Genomic DNA, 25,628 nt, shown 5'->3' on the forward strand with positions numbered 1-25,628 from the left:
GTAATTCCCTGTCGATGATTATTGTTGTTCAGCGGCAACCATCTCTTCGATCTCTTTAATGATGCCGGCCGCATTTTTTATCGCGTCCTGTAACGTAATTTCGTAGACGTCACGCGACTCAAAACGCTCGTTATCCTCCGGGGTAACGGCAACAGAGTGGATGATTAACGTTGCCTCTGCGATATCCTGCGCCGTCAGTCGATTTTGAATTCCGTCCGCGCCCTGGGTTTCAATTTTTACTTCATAACCCGCTTCAACTGCGGCTTCTTCCAGCGCCTGAGCCGCCATAAAGGTGTGGGCCAGACCCATTGGGCACGCGCAAACGGCAATCAGTTTTTTGCTCATAATCATTTCCTCTTAATCGTTGACGAGTGAAATTATGGTCCGGGGAAAGTAACGACCGTTATCAGACAAATAATGCTTTTACTGGACAAATAATTCCGTCACTCGGAAATGTGACGAAGGTCGGAAAGGCGGTTAACAGGCATAAAAAAACCGCGTCAGGAGCGCGGTTTTGTGGGAATGCAGGCCGGATGACCGCTAAATGCCATCCGGCATTGGTCTTACAAAATATGGCCCAGCGTCTGGCGCAGATGGGCACCAGAACCAAGCAGGCCCGGGTTATCATGCACGATCAGATACACAGGAATATCCTGTACATAGGCTTTAAAACGCCCTTTATCTTCAAAACCACCGCGGAAGCCGGAAGCTTTAAAGAATTCGAGGAAGCGCGGTACGATGCCGCCTGCGATGTACACACCGCCAAACGTGCCCAGCGTCAACGCCAGATCGCCGCCAAAACGCCCCATGATGACGCAAAACAGCGACAGCGCCCGACGACAGTCGATACAGGAATCAGCCAGCGCACGGGCGGTGATATCCTTTGGCTGCAGATTTTCCGGCAGGCGCCCGTCTGACTTGACGATGGCGCGATACAGGTTCACCAGCCCCGGGCCGGACAGCACGCGCTCTGCAGAAACGTGACCAATTTCCGCGCGCAGAACCTCAAGGATAATCCCCTCTTCTTCGCTGTTAGGCGCAAAATCCACGTGGCCGCCTTCACCTGGGAGGCTTACCCAGCGTTTATCCACGTGCACCAGATGCGCCACACCGAGCCCGGTTCCTGCGCCATACACAGCAATAGGTTTGCCTTCCACAGGTTCCGCGCCGCCAAACTGGATCAAATGCTCTTTTTTCAGCATCGGGATCGCCATCGACACGGCGGTGAAATCATTAATGATTTCCAGATGGCTGAAGCCCAGATTTTTTTTCATCTCAGCAATAGAGAATGCCCAGGTATGGTTAGTCATTGCCACCCAGTCGCCGGTGATCGGGCAGGCAATGGCAATGCAGCCATCTTCAACGCTGACGCTATGCTCATCCAGGTACACGCGCACCACTGCCTCGAGGCTTGGGTAATCCAGCCCGGAATAGGTTTTTGCCTGCGAAATCTCGCCGCTGGCAATGTCGCACAGAGCAAGACGCGCGTTGGTGCCGCCAACATCACCTACTAAAGCATATTTTGTCATTCTTCCACTGCTCCGCTAAAGTCAGAATAAATCTTTGCCACACTGTAAATTCATGGGGGCATAACAACAACGGCCTGAAGGCTGATGCCCGTGGAAAATCGATCCAGATCACATAATTACTTTATCGTTTCAGCACCATTTGCAGCGATGCGGTTACGCAGGCTGTGCAAACTATGTCTATGACTCTGTTTTAAGGAATAGAAAATGCTCCATCCGCGCGCCAGAACGATGCTCTTGCTATCAACTCCAGCGCTAATCATTGGCATAGCGTCGAGCCTGGTGTTGATCGTTGTGATGAAAGTGGCTTCCGTTTTACAGCAATTTTTGTGGGAGCGCCTACCCGTTAGCATTGGTATTGCCCAGGACTCTGCGCTGTGGATTATCGGTATGCTGACGCTCACGGGGATCATGGTCGGGTTAGTTATTCGCTACAGCCAGGGCCACGCGGGACCGGATCCTGCCTGTGAACCGTTAATTGGTATGCCGGTGCCAACATCAGCAATACCGGGCCTGCTGGCCGCGCTCATCCTTGGCCTCGCGGGAGGCGTCAGTCTGGGTCCGGAACACCCGATTATGACCGTGAACATCGCACTGGCTGTGGCACTCGGCAGCCGCATGTTTCCGCGCATTGCGAAGCTGGACTGGACTATCCTTGCCTCTGCCGGCACCATCGGCGCGCTATTTGGCACCCCCGTTGCCGCCGCACTGGTATTTTCGCAAACGCTGAATAGCTCGAACGAAGTGCCCTTGTGGGATCGCCTGTTTGCACCGTTAATGGCCGCCGCCGCGGGTTCACTGACCACCAGCCTGTTTTTTCACCCCCATTTTTCATTACCCATTGCACACTACACGCAGATGCACTTGATCGATATCCTCAGCGGTGCGGTCGTTGCCGCCATCGCCATTGCCGCCGGGATGGTGGCCGTCTGGTGTCTGCCGCGTTTACACCGTTTAATGCATCGATTAAAACACCCGGTTCTGATCCTTGGCGTTGGCGGCTTTATCCTCGGTATTCTGGGCGTTATTGGTGGACCGCTCACCTTGTTTAAAGGGCTGGACGAAATGCAGCAAATGGCGTTCAGCCAGACGCTGGGGACATCGGATTATTTCATGCTCGCCGTGATCAAACTGGCGGCATTGGTGGTTGCAGCTGCGAGCGGTTTTCGCGGCGGGCGAATTTTCCCGGCAGTGTTCGTTGGCGTCGCGCTTGGCCTGATGCTGCACGCCCACGTTGAAGCGGTGCCAGCGGCCATCACGGTCTCCTGCGCGATCCTTGGACTGGTGCTGGTCGTTACCCGTGACGCCTGGCTGAGCCTGTTTATGGCAGCAGTGGTGGTGCCAGACTCCACCCTGCTGCCGCTACTGTGTATCGTCATGCTACCCGCCTGGCTACTGCTGGCGGGCAAACCGATGATGGTCGCCGAGCGTCCGGATAAATAACTATCCTCCGTTACGCGTTTCCAGCGCACGGGTTACCGTGCGCAATAACTCAGGAAGATCGGCTTTCGGTAGCACTACCTCAATTAACGACAATCGTTGCGGACGGGCCAACCGTGCCAGCACTTCTTCCAGCTGTACCGCCTGCTTTACCCGCCAGCATTCGGCCTGACATTCACGACTAAACGCCTGCGGCACCTGCGTCCAGCTCCAGGCGGCGATATCGTTATAACGCTGATTTTCCCCATGTATGGCCCGCTCCACGGTATAGCCATCATTATTGAGCAGCAGAATAACGGGAGACTGGCCGTCCCTGACCATAGAGCCCAGTTCCTGAATGGTGAGCTGCGCCGCGCCATCACCAATAATCAGGATCACCCGGCGCTCGGGGCAGGCAGTTTGCGCACCGAATGCCGCCGGGAGCGCGTAGCCGATAGACCCCCACAGCGGCTGAACCAGCACTTCCGCTCCGCCGGGTAGCGTGAGCGCAGCCGCGCCAAAGGCGGCGGTTCCCTGGTCGACGAGGATAATGTCATTGGGCGCCAGAAACTGCTGCACCGTATGCCAGAAATTTTCCTGCGTCAGAGCCCCCTTCTCAATCTGAATACGTCCTGTGGGCGGGCGTTCTGGCGGTAGTGAAAAGGACATTTCCAGACACAGTTCCCGCAAGGTGGTGACTGCCTGCTCCATTGGGATGTTAAACCATCTGGTTCCAATCCGTGAGGCATGTGGCTGCACCTCAATCGTGCGTTCCTGCGGTAGTTGTTGCGTAAAGCCGGCGGTGAGGGTGTCGACAAATTGTGTGCCGACACACATTATCGTGTCGGCATCTTCTATCGCCTGACGCACATAGTCGCTGCTGGCTCCAGCGCTGTACGTGCCAACAAACGCCGGATGACGCTCATCGAACAGCCCTTTGCCCATCAACAGCGTGGCGTGAGCCATCGGCGTTTCCGCCATCCAGCGTTGCAAAACTGGCTGCAGGCCAAAGCGCAACGCAAGAAAGTCTGCCAGGAGCGCTACGCGCGGGCTATCCAGCAATCGCTCGCGGGCATGATAGCGAAACGCTTCTGCCACACTGCTTTCCGGCTCGCTCAGAGGAACAATCAGAATGTCATCCGGCGGCGTAGCGGGCTGTTTTGCCACATCCGCAGGTAACATCAGATAGCCCGGCCTGCGTTCGATAAGCATTGTTCGCAGCACACGGTCAATCTCATAACAGGCGTTTTGTTCATCCAGCACCGCGCTGGCCGTCGTCACCGCCTGCTGCATACGATAAAAATGCAGAAAATCACCGTCACCCAGAGTGTGATGCATTAACTCCCCACGACGTTGCGCTCCGCGACAGGGCGCGCCAACAATATGCAAAACTGGAACATATTCCGCATAGCTTCCAGCGATACCATTAATTGCGCTTAACTCCCCAACGCCAAACGTAGTGAGCAGCGCCCCCACCCCGGATACCCGAGCATAGCCATCCGCAGCATAAGCCGCATTCAACTCGTTCGCACACCCGACCCAACGTACGCTGGGATGTTCAATCACATGGTCAAGAAACTGCAAATTATAATCGCCAGGCACACCAAAGAGATGGCCGACGCCACAGCCTGCCAGCCTGTCCAGCAGATAATCAGCAACGGAATACGGGGTTTGCATGACAGCTATCCTTCTGACGGTAACCTCATGTTGAGTATCGAAGAACTGTGATGACTGTCCAGGAAAGTCGCAGTGAAGGGGTGGAAAGCAAGATGTACAGTTTTCACCCGAAAATTTCATTGTTACCCACCTTGTGTAAACGTATACACTCAGAGATACACGTTATCCGACAGGAGGCTACATGGCTTATCAGGCTGATGAAAATCGTTATCAAACAATGGAGTATCGCCGTTGCGGTCAGAGCGGTCTTAAACTGCCGATTATCTCTCTGGGCTTGTGGCACAATTTTGGTGATACCACGCAGGTCGAGAACAGTCGGGCGTTGTTACAGCGCGCGTTCGATTTGGGGATCAGTCATTTTGATTTGGCGAATAACTATGGTCCGCCGCCAGGTTCAGCGGAACGGAATTTTGGTCGCATCCTGCAGGAAGATTTTTTACCGTGGCGGGATGAGCTTATTATATCCACCAAAGCGGGTTACACCATGTGGGAAGGCCCTTACGGGGACTGGGGCTCACGCAAATACCTGATTGCCAGCCTCGACCAAAGCCTGAAGCGTCTGGGACTGGAGTATGTCGATATCTTCTACCACCATCGCCCCGACCCTGAAACGCCGCTCAGAGAAACCATGCGCGCGTTGGATCATATCGTCCGTCAGGGCAAAGCGCTGTACGTCGGACTGTCTAACTATCCGGCCGATCTTGCAAAGCAAGCGATTGAAATACTAGATGATTTAGGTACGCCCTGCCTCATCCACCAGCCCAAATATTCTATGTTTGAACGTTGGGTCGAAGAGGGATTGCTGTCGCTATTAAAAGAAAAAGGCGTCGGCAGTATCGCCTTTTCACCGCTGGCTGGCGGGCAGTTAACCGACCGCTATCTGAACGGTATTCCTGCGGATTCTCGCGCGGCAAGCACCAGCCGTTTTCTGAACCCAGACCAGTTAACCCCACAAAAACTGGAAAAGGTGCGGGCGCTGAACGCGCTGGCAGAGCGACGCGGACAAAAGCTTTCTCAAATGGCGCTCGCGTGGGTGCTCCGGGATGACAACGTCACGTCGGTGCTGATTGGCGCCAGTAAACCGGCGCAAATTGAAGATGCTGTTGGGATGCTGGCAAACCGTCACTTTACGCCTGCAGAGTGCGCGGAGATCGATGCCATCCTGAGTTGATTGAAATAAAGACACATTTATTAACAAAAAGTGCTCTCACTTGCGATTTAAGAGTTGTGGCGATGAAACGGGGCTTTACTGCCCCGTAATATTACCTTAACAGGCCGGCTACGGCTCGATCGTGAAGGAGAGAAAACATGTTCAGGTCACTGATTCTGGCGGCAGTCTTATTGGCTTTTACACCGCTGGCCGCGAACGCCGGCGAAATCACCCTGCTGCCATCCATAAAATTACAAATTGGCGATCGCGATAATTACGGTAACTACTGGGATGGCGGCCGCTGGCGCGACCGGGATTACTGGCACCATAACTATGAGTGGCGCAAAAATCGCTGGTGGCGTCATGACAACGGCTACCATCGTGGCTGGGACAAACGCAAAGCTTATGAGCGCGGTTATCGTGAAGGCTGGAACGATCGCGATGACCACCGCGGTCGTGGGCGCGGCCACAAGCATCATCATTAATGTAACAAAAAGCCAGTATGTAATCCCCTTCCTACAAGGGAGCAATCCCATACTTTGTTGGCAGGTTTAAAAAAAGGGTCCATGTCTTTACAGGGACCCTTTTGCGTCATTCTTACCCAAAAGCCAGTCTTCGCTCACTCGCAGCAAAGCCGCCCAGATTTTCTCAACTTTCCTCATCATTTCACTAATTCGCAAAATCGGAAAAAAAAATTCCGATTTATGGTGCTTTTTTTGAGCTTTACGCCATAAATATTAACATAAATTTAATACTATAAAAGTTGGGGGTGGGCGCTAATGAAAAAACAAGAACGACATAAAGCCATTCGCGTTAAGCTGGTAACGGATAAAAAAGTTTATGTTAGCGAATTAGCAAAGGAATTATCGGTAACAACTCGAACTATTCGTAATGATCTAAACGAGTTATGCCAAAATACTCTATTCTCATTATTTCATGGTGGCGCACAATTAAAAAACACACCTGATGATGAATCCTTATTTGAACAATCGTTTACAAAAACGATATTGAATGGATTTAAAAGCGACAAAGATATTGCGCCTGCGGCAACCCGTTCTACACAAAACAACTATATTGATGAAAGCATTTACATCCTCGGTTCGTTTAACGTTGATATTGTCTCTGAAACAACAACACTACCCCAGGTAGGGCAAACAATACGCGCATCAGCAACCCATTTTTATGCCGGGGGAAAAGGTACAAATCAGGCCGTGGCTGCGGCAAAAATCAATAACAATGTTCACTTAACGGTAAAGTTAGGTGCCGATGAGTTTTCCAAAAAAGCTAAGCGATATTTAACAAACACTGAAATCTCATCATTTTCTTTTTTTGAAAATGAAATGTCATCAACTGGGATTGCTATCGTATGGGTTTCTGGTGCCACCGGAGACAACATGATCAGCATCGATCTTGGGGCCAATGAAACATTTACCCAAGAGGATATTTTGTTGGATATTGATACCATTCGCAATTGCAAGGTATTTTTAACTCAATTAGAAAACAATTTCCCTATAACCCGTTATGCTGTAATGCAGGCAAAAATTGGAAAATCTCTCGTTGTGTTAAACCCAGCGCCGTATGTTTCAGAAATAAAAGAAATATTACATCTAATAGATATTATTACCCCAAATAAAATTGAAGCTGAAGCACTGTCTGGCATCACCATTGTCGATATTTATTCGGCAAAAAATGCTGCCAAAAACATTCATGTTCAAGGCGCAAAATGCGTCATTATCACGTTAGGTAGCGAAGGTTGTCTGATCTTTGATGGCAAAGTTTTTACCCATATACCTGCCTATAAATCAGCTGTCGTCGATACCAGTGGAGCAGGTGATGCCTTTACCGGAGCACTGGCTGCATGTATTGCAAATGGCAAAGGACTCATCCATGCAGCGCAGTATGCTTCTGCGTTTGCCTCGTTGAAAGTTGAACGTAAAGGTGCATCAAACATGCCCAGTAACTCGCTCGTTTATCACCGAATGCAGTAACTATTTAGAGCATCATACCCCCCTACACCTATAGGATAATTAGATGAAAAATAAATTGTTTTATCATGTTATCGGTGCAACTGTCGGATTAACGCTTTCCGCCGCCTTCGCCGCGCCTGCTTTTGCCGCTGATACCCAGACGCATAAACCTAAAGTCGCGCTGGTCATGAAATCGCTAGCAAACGAGTTTTTCCTGACAATGGAGACTGGAGCAAAGGATTATCAGAAAAAAAATGCAGACAAATTTGACTTGATTTCTAACGGAATCAAGAACGAAACGGATACGGCAAATCAAATCCAGATTGTAGAGCAAATGATCGTCTCTAAAGCCGATGCTATCATTATTGCACCATCAGATTCAAAAGCACTCCTGCCGGTAATTAAGAAAGCGATTGATGCAGGAATAATTGTTATTAACATTGATAATAAATTTGATGATGGCGTACTCAAAGATAAAAAATTAAACATTCCTTTTGTTGGTCCAGATAACCAAAAAGGTGCTAAAGATATTGGTGATTATTTAGCGAAACACCTCAAACCGGGCGATCAGGTTGGTATTATCGAAGGTATTCCAACCTCCAGCAATTCTCAGCAACGAACTCTGGGTTTCCAGAATGCAATGGCGCAGGGTGGAATGAAGGTGGTCTCCGTTCAATCCGGTCAATGGGAAATTAACAACGCTAATGCGGTAGCCGCTGCAATGTTAAGCGAATATCCCGATATCAAAGCGTTGCTAGCAGATAACGATAATATGGCATTAGGCGCCGTTTCTGCGATTCGTTCAGCCGGAAAAAAAGGACAGGTTATGGTGGTTGGCTATGACAATATCGAAGCGATTAAACCTATGCTGAATGATGGTCGCGTCTTAGCAACAGCCGATCAATTTGCGTCCCAGCAGGCGGTATTCGGCATTGATGCCGCACTCGACGCGCTAAAAAATGGCAAAAAGCAGAGTGAGTTGTCCAGCAACGTTGAAACGCCAATAAAACTTATTGTTAAACAATAAGCTAATAACAGTACGCCGCTGTGATATTGCAACGACTCAGGTATCACAGCGGCTTACCGGATAGGGTCAGAATATGAAAAGTGGACAAGAGATCCTCGCAATACAGGGAATAGGTAAAACCTATAGTGAACCTGTCCTGGTGGATGTAACGCTAGCATTATATCCAGGAAAAGTATTAGCGTTGACGGGGGAAAACGGTGCTGGAAAAAGTACCTTATCCAAAATCATTGGGGGACTCACCAGCGCAACCGCCGGACAGATGATTTATCAGGGACAACCTTACGCACCAACAAGCAGAAAAGATGCGGAAAAATTGGGTATTCGCATGGTTATGCAGGAACTCAATTTACTGCCTACGCTGTCGGTGGCAGAGAATCTGTTTCTCGAACAACTCCCTCACCGATTTGGCTGGATTGATCGTAAAAAGTTAGAGCAAATGGCTCGCCCCGTCATGGCAATGGTCGGACTACAATCAATCGCCCCGAATACTCTGGTGGGTGAATTAGGCATCGGCCATCAACAAATGATTGAAATTGCGAGGAACTTAATTGGTGAAAGCCGGGTGCTTATTCTGGATGAACCGACAGCCATGCTCAGTAGCCGCGAAGTTGAATTATTGTTTAAACAAATAGCGTTATTCAAAGCCCGCGGGGTTTCAATAATTTACATCTCTCACCGGCTGGATGAGTTAGCCATAATTGCAGATGATATTGCTGTTCTGCGAGATGGTCATTTAGTTTGCGTAGACGAGATCAAGCATTTTACCAGCGATCAGATTGTTTCCCTGATGGTCGGACGTGATTTGGAAAGTTCATTTGATTTAAGTGGACGTCGGGCTGGCCGCCCCATAATGAAGGTGGAAAATTTCAAGCGTGGGAAAATCATTCGGGATACTTCGTTTACGTTGCACAGTGGTGAAGTGTTAGGTATTAGCGGTCTGGTTGGCTCTGGTCGAACCGAACTTCTGCGCGCTATTTTTGGCGCAGATAAAATTGACAGCGGTACATTACAGACTGGCGATCCATTAAAACCTATAGCGATTCGCTCTCCAGCAGACGCCATACGGCACGGTATTGCGTTAGTCACAGAAGACCGTAAAGGTGAAGGTCTTTTATTACCTCAATCGGTCGCAGCCAATATTTCGCTGGGCAACAGCGACAAAATAAGTCATCTGTCGGTTGTTAACTCTTTAAGCGAAACGACGTTAGCGAACAAACACATTAAAAGTTTAGGTGTCCGTACGACCAACACTTTACAGGCGGTGGAGAGTTTATCGGGTGGCAACCAGCAAAAAGTGCTGATTAGCCGTTGGCTGGAACGAGATTGCGACGTTGTATTATTTGATGAACCCACTCGCGGTATCGATGTCGGCGCAAAACAAGATATTTACCAATTAATGAATACGCTGACGGCAAAGGGGAAAGGCGTGGTTGTCGTTTCCAGTGACCTTCGCGAACTGATGCTCGTTTGTGATCGTATTGCGGTAATTTCCGATGGAAAGTTAGTGAACACATTTTCGCGGGATGACTGGAGCCAGGATCGAATTTTAGCAGCAGCATTTTCTGCATATCAGCACGCAGAAAAGACTTCCACCGAATAGCCGGGGATAAAAAATGAAGAATAACTTAGCGACAAAACAAACGGCAGCAGAGAAGGGAAACGCCCAGACGTCATGGACAGGGTTAAGTAGCTACATCGGGCTACTCGGAGCATTATTAGCGATGATCGTGCTCTTTTCATGCCTCAGTACGCATTTCCTGAGCATGAATACTTTTAGTACTATTGCGAATCAAATCCCTGACTTAATCGTTATGTCGGTGGGGATGACATTTATATTAATTATTGCCGGTATCGACCTTTCCGTGGGGTCGCTACTGGCTCTTGCCGCCGCAGTAGTAAGCGTTACTTATTTAAATTTCCAGTGGTCGCCATGGCTAGCTGCCCTCTCTGGTATAGCGCTCGCAACACTGGTTGGGGCGTTAACAGGCTTGATTACTGTAGCCTGGCGTATTCCGGCATTTATCGTCTCTCTCGGGGTGCTGGAAATGGCTCGTGGAGCAGCATACCAGTTGACTGATTCGCGAACGGCTTATATCGGTTCGATTTATGACTACCTGGCCGACCCCATTTTCTTCGGCGTCTCCCCGTCTTTTATTATTGCTATTGTAGTCATTATTGTCGGGCATCTGGTATTAACCCGAACCGTATTTGGCCGCCATTTAATTGGTATTGGTACCAATGAAGAAGCAGTTCGATTATCAGGCATTAATCCTGGACCTTATAAGATCGCTGTATTTGCGCTTATGGGGGGATTATCCGGTCTGGCTTCACTGTTTCAGGTGGCACGTCTTGAGGCCGCTGACCCGAATAGTGGTGTTGGCATGGAGCTACAGGTTATTGCTGCTGTCGTGATTGGTGGCACAAGCTTGATGGGAGGACGAGGTTCAATTATCTGCACTTTTCTTGGCGCCTTAATTATTTCCGTTCTGGCTGCAGGGCTGGCGCAAGTTGGGGCAAGCGAGCCTACAAAACGCTTTATCACAGGAGCGGTTATTATCGTTGCAGTGGTACTGGATACCTACCGTAGCCACCTGAATAAAAAATAAATGCCATGGTTACCCGGTACATCCGGGTAACCATAAGCAAAAGCAAACCCTACTACAAACCGAGCGCGGTTCCCACCAGTAGCCAGATATTGAGTGCCACCACCAACACAACAATCACCCAGCCCAGTTGTTTTACCCAGCGGGTATTTACCAAATCGCCCATCAGTTGACTGTTGCTGGTGAAGATCAGCAGCGGCACCAGTGCCAGCGCAATACCGAAACTAAGCAATACCTGGCTCATCACCAGAATGCGGGTCGGATCCAATCCCATCAAAATCACAATAAATGATGGCATCATGGTAACGGTGCGGCGTACCCATAGCGGAATGTGAAAGCGGATAAATCCTTGCATCACCACCTGCCCCGCCAGCGTACCGACCACGGTAGAAGAGAGCCCCGCAGCCACCAGGCTTAAACCAAACACCGTCGCCGCAGCGTGACTCAACAGCGGTTCAAGGGTCAGATACGCCTGATCGAGATCGGCAATACCGGTATGTCCGCTAAAATGAAATGCCGCGGCAGCCGTCGCCATCATCGCCAGATTGACAAATCCGGCAATCGTCATGGCGATAGCCACATCCCATTTCGTGGCCGCATAGCGCTGTTGACGCGTTCCGCCGTGCAGATGTTGGGTTAAGGAAGAGTGCAGATAAATGACGTGTGGCATGATAGTCGCGCCGAGCACCCCGGCTGCCAGGAACACCGCCTCGGAATTAGGCAGGCTTGGGATCACCATTCCCTTACTAAGCTGCGCGAAGTTCGGTTGCGAAAAAACCAGCTCCACAATGTAAGCCGCAGCCACAAACAGCAGCAGGCCGCCGATGACTTTTTCCAGCGGCTTTTGCCCGCGACGCTGCAGCATCAGAATTAAGAACGTCGCAATCCCGGTGAGCACGGCCCCTTGTAATAAGGAAACGCCGAGGATCAGCTTGAAGCCAATCGCGGCGCCAATAAATTCAGCAAGGTCCGTCGCCATGGCGATAATTTCGGCTTGCACCCAGTAGAACCACACCACCGGGCGAGGATAATGATCGCGAATTTGCTCCGCCAGGTTTTTACCCGTAGCAATACCCAGTTTTGCCGACAGCACCTGGATCAACATCGCCATCAGGTTTGCCCAGACCACTACCCACAGCAGTTTGTAGCCAAAGCTGGCCCCGGCCTGGATATTGGTGGCAAAGTTACCTGGATCGATATAGCCGATCGCCGCGATGAACGCAGGTCCCATTAATGCGAGCTTCAACTTGCGCGCTGCCCGTCCACTGCTACTCTCAACGCGATCGTTAGTCATTTTAGTGCCTCAGAAACATAGCCTTTGCTATGTTTCAAGCTACGCCTGTTGAGAATGATTATCAAATTCATTTTAATGGGTGAAGTTGATTTCTCTGATAGCGTTTGTCTATGGATCGATAAGGATTCTGGAAAAACTGGTGAAATGTTTAATTATTGTTATGAGATTAGCACAATGACATAACTTTTCACTTCCATACTAAACATAACAGAAGTGTATCACCGATCACTAATTTTGAATCTCGTCACAGGTCCTTATTATAGTGTGTGTTTGATCTCGTTTTCTTTATGGTTGTTACATAGAATGTGCACGAAAACTAAACCTGCCTCATATTTGGAGCAAATATGGACCGTGTTCTTCATTTTGTCCTGGCCCTTGCCGTGGTTGCGGTACTCGCACTGCTGGTAAGCAGTGACCGTAAAAAAATCCGCATTCGTTATGTTATTCAGTTGCTTGTTATTGAAGTGTTACTGGCATGGTTCTTCCTGAACTCTGATGTTGGTCTGGGCTTCGTGAGAGGCTTCTCCGAGATGTTTGAGAAACTTCTCGGATTCGCTAATGAAGGAACAAACTTTGTCTTCGGCAGCATGAACGATAAAGGCCTGGCATTCTTCTTCCTGAAAGTGCTTTGCCCGATCGTCTTCATTTCCGCGTTGATCGGTATTTTGCAGCATATCCGTGTTCTGCCGGTTGTCATCCGCGCAATTGGTTTCCTGTTATCCAAAGTGAACGGTATGGGCAAGCTGGAATCCTTCAACGCCGTCAGCTCGCTGATCCTGGGTCAGTCCGAGAACTTTATCGCCTATAAAGATATTCTCGGCAAAATGTCTCGCAACCGTATGTACACCATGGCTGCAACAGCGATGTCGACCGTTTCCATGTCTATCGTCGGCGCGTACATGACCATGCTGGAGCCGAAGTACGTTGTTGCGGCGCTGGTTCTGAACATGTTCAGCACCTTTATCGTACTGTCGCTTATCAATCCGTACACCGTTGATGCCAGCGAAGAAAATATCCAGATGTCTAACCTGCACGAAGGCCAGAGCTTCTTCGAAATGCTGGGTGAATACATCCTGGCGGGTTTCAAAGTGGCAATTATCGTTGCGGCGATGCTGATTGGTTTCATCGCGCTGATCGCTGCCCTGAACGCCCTGTTCGCGACCGTGACCGGTTGGTTTGGCTACAGCATATCCTTCCAGGGCATCCTGGGTTACATCTTCTACCCGGTTGCATGGGTAATGGGTGTGCCGTCCAGCGAAGCGCTGCAGGTGGGCAGTATCATGGCAACTAAACTGGTTTCCAACGAATTCGTTGCGATGATGGACCTGCAGAAAATCGCCTCCACGCTCTCTCCGCGCGCAGAAGGCATCATCTCTGTATTCCTGGTCTCCTTCGCTAACTTCTCTTCTATCGGTATTATCGCCGGTGCGATTAAAGGCCTGAACGAAGAGCAAGGTAACGTGGTTTCCCGCTTTGGTCTGAAGCTGGTGTATGGCTCTACGCTGGTGAGCGTACTGTCTGCATCTATCGCAGCACTGGTGCTGTAAGCGTAAGACAACGTCGTAGTGAAAAGGCCGGGGATTCCCCGGCTTTTTTATGCCTGCTATTTAGCAATCCAAAGAGATACAGGCACAGACTGTGCAAGATACAGAAACAAAAAACCCCCGCTTTTCAGCGAGGGTTTCAATTTTGGTGGAGCTAAGCGGGATCGAACCGCTGACCTCTTGCATGCCATGCAAGCGCTCTCCCAGCTGAGCTATAGCCCCACGATGCTTTTACGTATGTACCAAATTTATTGGGATTAAATTTGGTGGAGCTAAGCGGGATCGAACCGCTGACCTCTTGCATGCCATGCAAGCGCTCTCCCAGCTGAGCTATAGCCCCACAACGTAAAGCTTGTCGAGTTGACGGGCGGCATCATATGAATTCCCTTCGCGTGTGTCAACGGCAAAATTAACTCAAAGAATTCAATCGCTGAAAAAGCAGTCAAATGAAGAACATTGCGTAACAACTCGCATTCAGTAGTTAAACGCGTCACGGTTTCTACTAAAATGGTGCTATAAAATGAGCCACTAATTAACCCCACGACTATTCAGGGAATCGTTATGTTCAAGGAACGGATGACGCCAGAAGAACTTGCTAATCTGACCGGATACAGCCGACAGACCATCAATAAATGGGTGCGCAAGGAGGGTTGGGCTACATCACCAAAACCTGGCGTACAGGGCGGTAAAGCCCGACTGGTTCACGTCACCGAACAAGTTCGTGAATACATTCGCAGCGCTGAGCGTTCAGCCGAAGGTTTATCAGATAACTTATCGTTATCCGGCGATACTTCTATTGAGGCACTGCTGATTAGACTCGCCAAAGAGATGACGCCGTCAGAACAGAAAATGTTTACGTCTCTGATCCTGCGTGAAGGCATTACGGGTTTATTACAACGCTTAGGGATCCGCGAAAACAAATAATATGAAAAAATTACGCAGCAAAATGACGACCGAAGAACTGGCGGAATGTCTCGGGGTTGCCAAACAAACCGTCAATCGTTGGATCAGGGAACAAAACTGGACCACCGAAAAATTTCCCGGCGTTAAAGGTGGTCGTGCAAGGCTGATTCATATCGACTCCAGCGTCCGCACGTTTCTGCTCAATATTCCGGCTTTTCGCAAAGTCCCTGAGGTTTATCAGGCTGAAGAATCGCTGGCAGAATACACCCCCGTGGTGCGCAGCCACGCCTGTCGCCAGATAATTAGCTCTTTGGACAACATGTCCCCTACGGAACAAGAAAAGTTGTGGCAGTTTATCTCGCGCGAAGGTATTCGTAATTTTCTTGCCCGGTTGGATATTGATGAGTCTGAATAACAGGCAAAAAAAACGGCAGGATGCACTCCTGCCGTTTTTTCATCGGTCTATCGGTCTTACTGCTGGCTTTCACGCTCAGCAATAAATGCCAGCGCTTTATTAATACGCTCAATGCTGCGGGATTTACCAATCGCATGCACCGTGACGTCTAATCCCGGAGACTGACCTGCCCCGGTAACGGCTACGCGCAGCGGCATCCCAACTTTACCCATACCCACTTCCAGCTCATCAGCGGTTGCCTGAATCGCGTGGTGCACGTTTTCTGCCGTCCACTCGCTAATCGCAGCCAGCTTGTCGCGAACCACTTCCAGCGGCTGACGCGCTACCGGACGCAGGTGTTTCTTCGCCGCGTCAGCATCGAACTCAGCAAAGTCTTCGTAGAAATAGCGGCAGCTCTGCGCCATTTCTTTCAGCGTTTTGCAACGCTCGCCCAGCAGTTTAACCAGCTCTGACAGCTGCGGACCAACGCGGGTATCGATATTTTCCTGCTCAATGTGCCATTGCAGATGCGTTGCCACATATTCCGGCGCCAGCGCATTAATGTAGTGATGGTTCAACCACTGCAATTTTTCGGTGTTGAACGCACTGGCAGATTTGCTCACTGCACCAAGGGAGAACAGTTTGATCATCTCTTCACGAGTGAAGATTTCCTGATCGCCGCTGGACCAGCCCAAACGCACCAAATAGTTCAGCAGCGCTTCCGGCAGGTAACCGTCGTCGCGATACTGCATAACGCTGACCGCACCGTGACGTTTGGAGAGTTTTTTACCATCGTCGCCGTTGATCATCGACACGTGCGCGTAAACCGGTACCGGCGCATTCAGCGCTTTCAGGATGTTGATCTGACGTGGAGTATTGTTGATATGGTCTTCACCACGAATGACGTGAGTGATTTCCATATCCCAGTCGTCAACCACAACGCAGAAGTTGTAGGTCGGGGAACCGTCGGTACGGCGGATGATCAGATCGTCCAGCTCCTGGTTGCTGAATTCGATCGGCCCACGGATCTGGTCGTCAAAAATAACGGAACCTTCCTGCGGGTTGGCAAAACGCACCACGCAAGGTTCATCAGCAGCGTGATGTTCGTGGCCGTGGCGGCAGCGGCCGTCGTAACGCGGTTTTTCACCGTTCGCCATTTGCTCTTCGCGCAGCGCGTCCAGACGCTCTTTGGAGCAGTAGCATTTATATGCAGTACCTGCTTCCAGCATCTCATCAATCACAGCGTTGTAGCGATCAAAACGTTTGGTCTGGAAGTACGGGCCTTCATCCCATTCCAGATTCAGCCAGTTCATGCCATCCATAATGGCTTCAATAGCTTCCGGCGTGGAGCGTTCGAGATCGGTGTCTTCAATACGCAGCACAAACTCACCGCCATGGTTACGTGCAAAAAGCCAGGAATAAAGAGCAGTACGCGCACCGCCGACGTGCAGGTAACCTGTCGGGCTTGGCGCGAAGCGAGTTTTGATTTTCATGAAATGGCCTTACGTTTATAAAGATGCCGACAACCGGCAAATCCAGGGAAGATTATCAGGCTCGTATTCTATCACTGTGGTCTGATTCCTCAATGTTGATCGGGTTGGAACATCACGCTTTGCCATTTTCGTATACAAATCATGCCGCATGGATTGTTTTGCGATCGTTTTGTTTAAATTTACGACGAACGAACAATTTCTTTAGAAAATGCGTTGACTCATTTTCAACTCTCCCTATAATGCGACTCCACACAGCGGGGGTGATTAGCTCAGCTGGGAGAGCACCTCCCTTACAAGGAGGGGGTCGGCGGTTCGATCCCGTCATCACCCACCACTTCGGGGCGTTAGCTCAGTTGGTAGAGCAGTTGACTTTTAATCAATTGGTCGCAGGTTCGAATCCTGCACGCCCCACCAATGTAAAAAGGCGCCCTAAAGGCGCCTTTTTACTATCTGCGATTTATAAGATTCGAACCTGCAGCAGGTTCGGGCCTTGCCTGATGCGCTGCGCTTATCAGGCCTACAGACAATACCGCACGCGTAGGCCGGATAAGACGTTAGTCGCCATCCGGCACAGATATCATACCGTCAATGCTGCCACCAGTTTCTCCAGCGCGGGCGTCGCCTGCTGTTGGTCATACACAATATACAAATCCGCCGGAATACGTTCCTCTAACGGTCGGAATACCACACCCGGCCAGCTCATCTGCGCATAACTGTCAGCAATCAACGTAATACCAATCCCCATGCTGATCATCGCCAGCACCGTTTGCGGCTCCCTCACCTCACGAATAATCATCGGTGAAAATCCAGCGCTCAGGCATACGCGCTGCAAAAATGCCCAGTCGGTATGAATGGAGGGCATCGTGACAAAATATTCATTTCTCAACGCCTCCAGAGGAACGAATTCACTGGCGGTAAGAGGATGTTCTTCAGGCATAGCAACCAGAAAAGAGGACTCATGCAAACGCAAACTGGTAAACCCGGGAGAAAGCTCCGTAGCCATCCGCCAAATTCCCGCATCCAGTTCACGGCGTTCCAGCATCGTCATCTGCATCGCGGGCATGTTCTCGCGAAAAAGCACCTCCACGTTGGGATTATCTTTCAGAAAACGCCGCATTACCGGGCGCATTTTTCCCCACATCGCAGTACCGATGACCCCGAGTTCAATTCGCCCTGCCTCACCGCGACCAATCTGCTCCACTCTCGCCAGCGCCTGATTGGCGCTGGATAACAGTCGGCGCGACTCTTCCATCAATATCTTTCCAGCGTGGGTTAACGCTACGCTGCGGGAATGACGGATAAATAGCAAAGTCCCGAGCTGCTGTTCCAGCTCTTTAACATGGGTACTGAGCGGCGGTTGCGACATATTCAGGCGAGCAGCAGCGCGTCCAAAATGCAGTTCTTCTGCAACAGCAAGAAAATAACGCAGTAACTTCAGATCGATGCGGTGCGTGCGTTCCATGGATAATGCGCTCCTGAAATAAGGGTAATGCGCAAAGTTACCATATTGGCTCGCAGAAAATGAAACGACGGGTATCGGAACCCGCCGCTAATGGGACGTTAATGTGCCGGTGATTTCTGTACCCGTCGTTCAGGCTCATGATTGTATTTAAAGAACAATGCAAAGATAACTGCCAGGGCCAGCGCATAGGCGGCAAAGACCAGCCAGATTGTCTGCCAATCTTTAACACCATCAACAGAAAAATAGTCCACCGCTATACCGCTCAGGATTGAACCCACCCATGCGCCAACGCCGTTTACCATCGTCATAAACAGCCCCTGCGCACTGGCGCGAATAGTTGAGCTAACCTCCTGCTCAACAAATACCGACCCTGAAATATTGAAGAAATCAAACGCGCAGCCGTAGACAATCATCGACATCAGCAGCAGCACAAAACCAAACGGTGACGGATCGCCAAAGGCAAAAAAGCCAAAGCGCAGCGTCCATGCCAGCATGCTCATCAGCATCACCGTCTTAATGCCAAAGCGTTTGAGGAAGAACGGGATTGTGAGAATAAAGCCTACCTCAGCCATTTGCGAAACCGAAAGCAAAATGGAGGGGTACTTCACCACAAAACTGTCGGCGAATTCTGGGTTACGGGCAAAATCATGCAGGAACGGATTACCAAAGACATTGGTAATTTGCAGCACCGCCCCCAGCATCATCGCAAACAAAAAGAAGATTGCCATCTGCGGTTTTTTAAACAGGACAAAGGCGTCCAGCCCCAGTTTGCTGGCAAGCGTGGCGGACTCTTTTTTCTCGGCAACCGGAATTTTGGGTAATGTAAGAGCATATAACGCCAGTAGCAATGAAGCACCTGACGCGATATACAGCTGCGCGCTACTCAACTCCAATCCCATCAGGCTGACCGTCCACATCGCCACAATAAAACCTATCGTGCCGAACACACGAATTGGCGGGAACGCAATGACCGGATCCTGACCCGATTGCGCCAGGCACGAGTATGAAACGCTGTTCGATAACGCTATTGTCGGCATATACGCCATCGCGTTAACCAACATCACCCAGAACATTGTCTGGGGATCGGTAACGGTTGTGGCGTATAGCAACACGCCAGCACACACCAGATGGCAGAGCATGTAAGCGCGCTCGGCACGTAGCCATTTATCGGCAATGATGCCCATAATGCCCGGCATGATAATCGCCGCCAGCCCTTTCGAACTGTAAACCATACCGACGTTCGCACCGGTAAAATCCAGAGTGTTAATCATGTAAGAACCCAGGGTTACCAGCCAGCTTCCCCAGATGAAATATTGCAAAAACGACATGAGCTTTAAGCGAGATGCGATACCCATTTTTCCGTTCCTTGCCAAAAAAGTAAGACCCCGCAAGCGGGGTCATTTTTTAATTATTCAGGCCAGTTTGCGCAAGAAGCCGCAGATCAGATTGATGAAATTCTGCCGGGACAGTTCCGCTGCCGCCAGCGTCTGTGCGTGAGATAATTTCACATCACCCAGACCTTCCGCCAAATTCGTGATGGCTGCCACCGCAACGACTTTCAGACCGCAGTGGCGCGCAGAGATAACTTCCGGCACCACCGACATCCCCACCACATCACCACCGATAATTTGCATCATGCGGATTTCTGCCGCGGTTTCAAAGTTCGGTCCCGGATAAGAGACAAAAACCCCTTCACTCAGTGGGAACCCTTCCTCAGCGGCAACGGTTTGCAGGACCGCGCGGTAGTCAGCATCATAGGCATTCGCCAGTGAAAAGAATCGCTCACCAAAACGCTCATCGTTTGGCCCTACCATCGGCGTACCCGGCATCGTATTGATGTGATCGCTAAGCGCAACGAGACTACCTGGTCCGACTTCGGGACGCAAAGAACCTGCGGCATTCGTGCAAAACAGCAGCTCACAGCCCAGCAGCTTCAGCGTACGAATGGCATCCGTCATCACCGTCATGCCCCGCCCTTCATAGAAATGTCCACGTCCTTTCATACAGGCCACCGGTACGCCTGACAGATTTCCCAGCACCAGTTCACCGGCATGACCGTGTACGGTACTCACCGGGAAACCCGGTAGTTTCTCGTAAGAGATGGCCACCGCATCCTCAATTTGATCCGCCAGCGCGCCCAGACCAGAACCAAGGATAAACGCTACACGCGGCGTGAAATCCGGTTTGTAACCACGAATAATATCGGCGCTGTACCATGGGTTTTGCGAGAAAAGAGAGTGGCTCATAAGATGTCCTTAACACTGAGTAATCGAAAATGACGTAGCGTACAGCACAGTTATAGCGAGACTACGCAATCGATTACCAATACCGTTTATCCCGACAACCGATAGTAAATCGGTATCGATGAGGTGCGCTAAATCAGCCTGAAATCACATTATTTTCGAGCCAGAAATGGCACAGGAAAACAGATACATTAAGGTTTGGGATTTTTATGATTAAACTCCACTCGGCCGTATTATTGCTGAAGTTCTGTTCGCTGATGCCGATACTCATGTTTTATGACACGAGGGATCCGTATGACAACTATCAACGTTTCCACCCCAACTGTTCAAAGCAGTAGCGGCGGTGGAAAAGCATCAGCCGGGAATGATATCTCCGCACAGATTGCACAAATCACCCATAAGATAACCAAGCTAACCCAGCAGCTCAAAGATATCCCCAATAGCAGTGGCAGTGTTGAGCAGAAGCGCGAGCAGCAGGAGCTTATTCAGACTCAAATCAAGATGTTACAAGCACAGCTGGCTCAATTGTTGCGCCAGCAGGCCGAGGAGTCACAGCAAAAGCAAAGCGCCGATCAAAGAAAAGCTAGCGGCGTCAACAATGCTACCGACCCACATCGGGTCGATATTTATATCTGATACAAAGGATCGCTAGCACGACCGGCGGTTAATTCACTGGCCTGCATCCGCACCACGTCCCATAACGCCTGAGCCGCGGTCGATAAAGAACGATTTTTACGTCGCGCCAGCATCAGTTGCCGTTCAACCACCGGTGTCAGACGCTTCACCTTCAGATGACTGCCCTGCGGTAAAGGGAGCGCCAGCGCGGGGAGTACGCTAATACCAATTCCCGCCTCAACCATCGGGAACAGCGTGGCCGGGTGACCAATCTCCTGAACAATATTGGCATCAATGGAAAAGTGGGCCAGCGCCGCATCGATCAGCGGCCGACTGCCGGAAGCATAATCCTGTAGCACCAGACGCTCATGGTAGAGATCCTGCCAGTTTACCCATTCCCGCTGGGCTAAAGGATGGTCCTGCCGACACAGCAACAAGAAAGGTTCGGACAGCACGGCTTCACACTGCAAATCAGTCACGGCGCCGGGATCAATCACAATGCCAAAATCGACTTCTCCCTGGCGAATACTTTCCAGTACCCATTGCTGTGGCCGGTCGTGCAGCACAAAATCGATCGCCGGATAAAGCTGATTGCTCTGGGCAATACACTGGGGAATAAGGTGCGCCGAGATAGTCTGACTGGCAGCCACTCTGACCGTCCCGGTTAACTGCGTCCCTACCTGGCCTGCTTCACGCAAGGTGCTGTGCAGTTCGTCCAGAATGCGTTCCAGACGCGCCGCCAGCTGATGGCCAGCTTCCGTCAGCACCACTTCCCGCGTCGTTCTGTCCAACAGGCGCACACCCGTCTGCGCTTCAAGCTCTTTAACGCTATGGCTGACCGCCGACTGGCTTAAGCCAATGATATCCCCCGCCCGGCTAAAACTTTTGGCCTGAGCGACGGTAACAAAGATACGCAGCTGACGCAGAGAGTAATTCATCTATTCGATTCATATATGGATGCAATAAATCAATTTTATTTCTCAAACGGAAAAACGCAAAATGTTACTACCGAATTTCAGGAGCTTTTATGAAACTTTTTCGTATCCTTGATCCGTTCACGATAACGCTGATTACGGTTGTTTTGCTAGCGTCCTTTTTCCCGGCCGAGGGTGGCTTTGTGCCTTTCTTTGAAGGCTTAACCACCGCCGCCATTGCCCTGCTGTTTTTTATGCACGGGGCGAAGCTCTCTCGTGAGGCCATTATTGCTGGTGGTAGCCACTGGCGTTTGCATCTGTGGGTAATGTGCAGCACGTTTGTTGTCTTCCCGGTTCTGGGCGTTCTTTTCGCCTGGTGGGCGCCAGTCAACGTTGACCCAATGCTCTACACCGGTTTCCTGTACCTGTGTATTTTGCCCGCCACGGTGCAGTCAGCCATCGCCTTTACGTCGCTGGCAGGCGGTAACGTTGCCGCCGCCGTATGTTCTGCTTCTGCTTCCAGCCTGTTGGGTATTTTTCTTTCGCCGCTTCTGGTCGGGCTGGTGATGAATATGCACGGCGCAGAAGGCAGTCTGGAGCAGGTAGGAAAAATCATGCTGCAGCTGCTGCTGCCGTTTGTGCTAGGTCACCTTTCGCGTCCGTGGATTGGAAACTGGGTAGCACGACATAAAAAATGGATCGCGAAAACGGATCAATCCTCTATTTTGCTGGTGGTGTACTCCGCCTTCAGTGAAGCCGTGGTTAACGGGATCTGGCATAAAGTGGGGGTGGGTTCATTGCTGTTTATCGTGGTGGTCAGCATCATCCTGCTGGCCGTCGTGATTGGTATAAACGTCTTTGTTGCGCGTAAATGCGGCTTCAACAAAGCCGATGAAATCACCATTGTGTTCTGCGGTTCGAAAAAGAGCCTGGCGAACGGGATCCCAATGGCAAATATTCTGTTCCCGACGTCGGTGATTGGGATGATGGTGCTGCCGTTGATGATCTTCCACCAGATACAGCTGATGGCGTGCGCCGTGCTGGCGCGTCGCTACAAGCAGCAGACGGATGCATTACAGGCGCAGCAGAAAAGCCGCGCCGCGAAGGCTTAAAGCGGGCGTTTCAGGGGCTGCACCAGTTGCGTCAGCCCCTCAGTTTTAATCAGCAGCGTGATTTGCATCAGTTCGCCGAGCTTGCCCGGCGGGAACTCATCCTTTCGGGCAAACCACAGCAGATACTCTTCCGGTACATCAATCAGCCGACGACCTTTATACTTGCCAAAGGGCATCACGGTATTGGCGATTTCAACCAGCTGCTCTTTTTCCATCTCAGGCACCCAGCAAGCGGATCATTTCAGCTTCATCGATCACGGCAATCCCAAGCTCCTGCGCTTTCGCCAGTTTCGAGCCCGCCGCTTCACCGGCAATCACCAGATCGGTTTTCTTCGATACGCTGCCCGCCACTTTTGCGCCCAGCTCGGTGAGTCGCGCTTTGGCGTCATCGCGTGACATCAGGCTCAGACTCCCGGTCAGCACCACTGTTTTACCCGCGAAGGGACTGTCGATTTCTTCAGCGTTAATGACCACCGGCGCTGGCCAGTTAATCCCCTGCGCCAGCAGTTGCACGATCACCTCGCGGTTGCTCTCTTCGGCAAAGAAATTAAATACGTGGGTCGCTACCACAATGCCGACATCCGGCACTTTTTGCAGCTCTTCAATAGAGGCTGCTTCCAGCGCCTCGAGGGTGCCGAAATGCGCCGCCAGACCTGCCGCCGTGGCTTCGCCGACTTCGCGAATTCCCAGCGCGTAGAGGAAACGGGCAAACGTCGTTGCCTTCGCTTTTTCCAACGCATTCACCACGTTTTGTGCCGATTTCGGCCCCATACGATCAAGACCAGTCAGTTTACCTGCGGTCAGGGTGAAGAGATCCGCTGGCGTATGGACATACTCTTTTTCGACCAGTTGATCGATTATTTTGTCGCCCATACCGTCAACGTCGAGCGCGCGGCGGGAAACAAAGTGTTTCAGCGACTCCTTCCGCTGAGCCCCACAGATTAAACCACCGGTGCAGCGAGTGACCGCTTCGCCTTCGACACGTTCAACGTCAGAGTGACAAACCGGACAATGCTCTGGGAACACAATTTCGCGAGTATCTTCCGGGCGTTCGGAAAGCACGACGTTCACCACCTGCGGGATAACATCACCCGCGCGGCGAATGACGACTTTATCGCCGATACGCAAACCTAACCGCTCGATTTCGTCAGCGTTGTGCAGCGTTGCGTTACTGACGAGCACCCCGGCAACCTGGACCGGCTCAAGGCGGGCAACGGGCGTAATCGCCCCGGTACGTCCGACCTGAAACTCAACATCACGCACAAAGGTCATCTGCTCCTGCGCCGGGAACTTAAAGGCCACCGCCCAACGCGGTGCGCGGGCAACAAAGCCCAGTTGTTCCTGCAACGCCATAGAATTGACTTTGACAACCACGCCGTCGATATCAAATCCCAGCGTTGGTCGGTCTTCTTCAACTTTATGATAGTAAGCGAGTACTTCCTCCGGAGAGTCGCAAAGCATGACTCTGTCGCTTACCGGCAATCCCCACTCTTTAAATTGCAGCAGGCGGCCCAGGTGAGTATCAGGCAGTACGCCGCCTTCCAGCACACCCACGCCATAGCAGAAGAAAGTAAGCGGTCGCTTCGCTGTGATACGCGGATCAAGCTGACGCAATGACCCGGCCGCCGCGTTACGCGGGTTAGCAAAAACTTTGTTACCCGTGCGACGGGCCTCTGCGTTAATTTTTTCAAATCCGGCCTGCGGCAGGAACACTTCACCGCGCACTTCCAGACGCGTCGGAATGTTATCGCCACGCAGTTTTAACGGGATCGCGCGAATGGTGCGCACGTTAGAAGTAATGTCCTCACCCGTGGTGCCATCACCACGCGTTGCGGCACTAACCAGCACACCGTTTTCATACAGGATACTGACCGCCAGCCCGTCCAGCTTCAGCTCACAGCACCAGGTCAGTTTATCGGTACTCTTCAGCCTGTCCTGAACGCGCTTGTTGAAGGCCAGAAAACTCTCTTCATCAAAAACGTTATCCAGCGACAGCATTGGCACTTCATGGCGAATCTGGCTAAACGCCGTTAACGGAGCGGCGCCAACGCGCTGGGTTGGCGAGTCGGGGGTAATAAGGTCCGGATGCTGTGCTTCCAGCTCGCGCAGTTCACGCAGCAGGCGATCGTACTCCGCATCAGGAATTTCCGGCGCGTCCATCACATGGTAGAGATACTCATGATGGCGAAGCGTGGTTCGCAGTTCTGTCAGTTGTTGTTCGATTGATTCCATATCGCACCATCAATGATAAAAAACCCCCGACAGGCGGGGGTTTAGCAAGGAGA

The 25,628-nt window shown here is 51.0% G+C and carries 24 protein-coding genes and 4 tRNA genes; 14 read left to right on the plus strand and 14 right to left on the minus strand.

The annotated features are described in order from the left end of the window. Positions 1 to 18: 18 nt before the first annotated feature. Positions 19 to 345, minus strand: a complete 327-nt coding sequence (locus tag OGV77_RS21815) for a PTS fructose transporter subunit IIB (protein ID WP_003028254.1) — start codon at positions 343 to 345, stop codon at positions 19 to 21. Positions 346 to 563: 218 nt separating this feature from the next. Next, the gene (gene glk / locus OGV77_RS21820) at positions 564 to 1,529 is read right to left on the minus strand and encodes a glucokinase (protein ID WP_043017106.1); all 966 of its coding nucleotides are present in this window, start codon (positions 1,527 to 1,529) and stop codon (positions 564 to 566) included. 204 nt (positions 1,530 to 1,733) lie between these two features. Between glk and OGV77_RS21825 the strand changes: the two genes are divergently transcribed. Continuing rightward, entirely contained in the window at positions 1,734 to 2,969 is a 1,236-nt protein-coding gene (locus OGV77_RS21825) for an ion channel protein (protein ID WP_075145852.1), read from the plus strand. Here OGV77_RS21825 and OGV77_RS21830 read toward each other — a convergent pair whose 3' ends face one another. Next, positions 2,970 to 4,622 carry an alpha-keto acid decarboxylase family protein gene (locus tag OGV77_RS21830; protein ID WP_087051277.1) on the minus strand — a complete coding sequence of 551 codons (1,653 nt, stop codon included), beginning with the start codon at positions 4,620 to 4,622 and terminating at the stop codon, positions 2,970 to 2,972. A gap of 181 nt (positions 4,623 to 4,803) precedes the next feature. Between OGV77_RS21830 and mgrA the strand changes: the two genes are divergently transcribed. From mgrA to OGV77_RS21860, 6 genes are all read left to right on the plus strand, one after another. After that, positions 4,804 to 5,793: an L-glyceraldehyde 3-phosphate reductase gene (gene mgrA / locus OGV77_RS21835; protein ID WP_047409686.1), complete on the plus strand. Its 990-nt coding sequence runs from the start codon at positions 4,804 to 4,806 to the stop codon at positions 5,791 to 5,793. A gap of 137 nt (positions 5,794 to 5,930) precedes the next feature. Further along, complete coding sequence (ypeC, locus tag OGV77_RS21840) at positions 5,931 to 6,257, plus strand: DUF2502 domain-containing protein YpeC (RefSeq protein ID WP_003834889.1); 327 nt, start codon at positions 5,931 to 5,933, stop codon at positions 6,255 to 6,257. A gap of 294 nt (positions 6,258 to 6,551) precedes the next feature. Continuing rightward, the gene (locus OGV77_RS21845; protein WP_043017110.1) at positions 6,552 to 7,760 is read left to right on the plus strand and encodes a PfkB family carbohydrate kinase; all 1,209 of its coding nucleotides are present in this window, start codon (positions 6,552 to 6,554) and stop codon (positions 7,758 to 7,760) included. A 43-nt stretch (positions 7,761 to 7,803) separates the two neighbouring features. Continuing rightward, on the plus strand, positions 7,804 to 8,766 hold the full coding sequence (locus tag OGV77_RS21850; RefSeq protein ID WP_043017111.1) for a sugar ABC transporter substrate-binding protein: 963 nt from the start codon (positions 7,804 to 7,806) through the stop codon (positions 8,764 to 8,766). A gap of 73 nt (positions 8,767 to 8,839) precedes the next feature. Then, on the plus strand, positions 8,840 to 10,366 hold the full coding sequence (locus tag OGV77_RS21855; RefSeq protein WP_087051276.1) for a sugar ABC transporter ATP-binding protein: 1,527 nt from the start codon (positions 8,840 to 8,842) through the stop codon (positions 10,364 to 10,366). A 13-nt stretch (positions 10,367 to 10,379) separates the two neighbouring features. Next, positions 10,380 to 11,372 (plus strand): ABC transporter permease, encoded by a 993-nt coding sequence (locus OGV77_RS21860; protein WP_087051275.1) that lies wholly within the window; start codon positions 10,380 to 10,382, stop codon positions 11,370 to 11,372. A gap of 52 nt (positions 11,373 to 11,424) precedes the next feature. Here OGV77_RS21860 and OGV77_RS21865 read toward each other — a convergent pair whose 3' ends face one another. Together OGV77_RS21865 and OGV77_RS24930 are read right to left on the minus strand one after the other, a co-directional pair. Next, the gene (locus OGV77_RS21865; protein WP_043017113.1) at positions 11,425 to 12,663 is read right to left on the minus strand and encodes an Nramp family divalent metal transporter; all 1,239 of its coding nucleotides are present in this window, start codon (positions 12,661 to 12,663) and stop codon (positions 11,425 to 11,427) included. Then, entirely contained in the window at positions 12,660 to 12,734 is a 75-nt protein-coding gene (locus OGV77_RS24930) for a hypothetical protein (RefSeq protein ID WP_418219455.1), read from the minus strand. Before OGV77_RS24930 ends, OGV77_RS21865 begins: the two co-directional genes overlap by 4 nt. 273 nt (positions 12,735 to 13,007) lie before the next feature. Between OGV77_RS24930 and nupC the strand changes: the two genes are divergently transcribed. After that, positions 13,008 to 14,210, plus strand: a complete 1,203-nt coding sequence (gene nupC, locus OGV77_RS21870) for a nucleoside permease NupC (RefSeq protein ID WP_042306965.1) — start codon at positions 13,008 to 13,010, stop codon at positions 14,208 to 14,210. Positions 14,211 to 14,353: 143 nt separating this feature from the next. Here nupC and OGV77_RS21875 read toward each other — a convergent pair. Next, a tRNA-Ala gene (locus tag OGV77_RS21875) sits at positions 14,354 to 14,429 on the minus strand. Positions 14,430 to 14,471: 42 nt separating this feature from the next. Continuing rightward, a tRNA-Ala gene (locus OGV77_RS21880) sits at positions 14,472 to 14,547 on the minus strand. A gap of 221 nt (positions 14,548 to 14,768) precedes the next feature. Here OGV77_RS21880 and OGV77_RS21885 point away from each other — a divergent pair. After that, a complete protein-coding gene (locus tag OGV77_RS21885) occupies positions 14,769 to 15,131 on the plus strand; it encodes a YfeC-like transcriptional regulator (protein WP_006683575.1) in 363 nt (120 codons plus the stop codon). A 1-nt stretch (position 15,132) separates the two neighbouring features. Further along, entirely contained in the window at positions 15,133 to 15,525 is a 393-nt protein-coding gene (locus tag OGV77_RS21890; protein WP_043017115.1) for a MerR family transcriptional regulator, read from the plus strand. Between the two features lie 56 nt (positions 15,526 to 15,581). On the opposite strand, the gene gltX is transcribed toward OGV77_RS21890, so the two are convergent. Continuing rightward, on the minus strand, positions 15,582 to 16,997 hold the full coding sequence (gltX, locus tag OGV77_RS21895) for a glutamate--tRNA ligase (protein WP_043017116.1): 1,416 nt from the start codon (positions 16,995 to 16,997) through the stop codon (positions 15,582 to 15,584). Positions 16,998 to 17,255: 258 nt separating this feature from the next. On the opposite strand from gltX, the gene OGV77_RS21900 reads away from it, so the two are divergent. Together OGV77_RS21900 and OGV77_RS21905 are read left to right on the plus strand one after the other, a co-directional pair. Next, positions 17,256 to 17,331, plus strand: a tRNA-Val gene (locus tag OGV77_RS21900). Positions 17,332 to 17,335: 4 nt separating this feature from the next. Continuing rightward, positions 17,336 to 17,411: transfer RNA gene (locus OGV77_RS21905), tRNA-Lys, on the plus strand. 163 nt (positions 17,412 to 17,574) lie between these two features. Here OGV77_RS21905 and OGV77_RS21910 read toward each other — a convergent pair. From OGV77_RS21910 to xapA, 3 genes are all read right to left on the minus strand, one after another. After that, a complete protein-coding gene (locus tag OGV77_RS21910; protein ID WP_043017117.1) occupies positions 17,575 to 18,459 on the minus strand; it encodes a LysR family transcriptional regulator in 885 nt (294 codons plus the stop codon). A gap of 98 nt (positions 18,460 to 18,557) precedes the next feature. Then, positions 18,558 to 19,814, minus strand: a complete 1,257-nt coding sequence (locus tag OGV77_RS21915) for a nucleoside permease (RefSeq protein ID WP_043017118.1) — start codon at positions 19,812 to 19,814, stop codon at positions 18,558 to 18,560. A 57-nt stretch (positions 19,815 to 19,871) separates the two neighbouring features. Beyond that, entirely contained in the window at positions 19,872 to 20,705 is an 834-nt protein-coding gene (xapA, locus tag OGV77_RS21920) for a xanthosine phosphorylase (RefSeq protein WP_043017119.1), read from the minus strand. A gap of 291 nt (positions 20,706 to 20,996) precedes the next feature. Here xapA and OGV77_RS21925 point away from each other — a divergent pair, with 291 nt between their 5' ends. Further along, entirely contained in the window at positions 20,997 to 21,338 is a 342-nt protein-coding gene (locus OGV77_RS21925; RefSeq protein ID WP_087050899.1) for a FlxA-like family protein, read from the plus strand. Here OGV77_RS21925 and OGV77_RS21930 read toward each other — a convergent pair. Continuing rightward, a complete protein-coding gene (locus OGV77_RS21930; protein WP_087050900.1) occupies positions 21,329 to 22,255 on the minus strand; it encodes a LysR family transcriptional regulator in 927 nt (308 codons plus the stop codon). The two genes, OGV77_RS21925 and OGV77_RS21930, sit on opposite strands and share 10 nt — an antisense overlap. An 89-nt stretch (positions 22,256 to 22,344) precedes the next feature. On the opposite strand from OGV77_RS21930, the gene OGV77_RS21935 reads away from it, so the two are divergent. After that, on the plus strand, positions 22,345 to 23,343 hold the full coding sequence (locus tag OGV77_RS21935) for a bile acid:sodium symporter family protein (protein ID WP_047409665.1): 999 nt from the start codon (positions 22,345 to 22,347) through the stop codon (positions 23,341 to 23,343). On the opposite strand, the gene OGV77_RS21940 is transcribed toward OGV77_RS21935, so the two are convergent. Both OGV77_RS21940 and ligA read right to left on the minus strand, forming a co-directional pair. After that, positions 23,340 to 23,558, minus strand: coding sequence for a DUF3820 family protein (locus OGV77_RS21940; protein WP_003038102.1), 219 nt, complete (start codon positions 23,556 to 23,558; stop codon positions 23,340 to 23,342). The genes OGV77_RS21935 and OGV77_RS21940 overlap by 4 nt on opposite strands. Position 23,559: 1 nt before the next feature. Continuing rightward, positions 23,560 to 25,575 carry an NAD-dependent DNA ligase LigA gene (gene ligA, locus OGV77_RS21945; RefSeq protein WP_087050901.1) on the minus strand — a complete coding sequence of 672 codons (2,016 nt, stop codon included), beginning with the start codon at positions 25,573 to 25,575 and terminating at the stop codon, positions 23,560 to 23,562. Positions 25,576 to 25,628: the final 53 nt, after the last annotated feature.

Origin of the sequence: Citrobacter sp. Ce129, from assembly GCF_030334545.1 — a bacterium.
Classification (GTDB): Bacteria; Pseudomonadota; Gammaproteobacteria; order Enterobacterales; family Enterobacteriaceae; genus Citrobacter; species Citrobacter europaeus.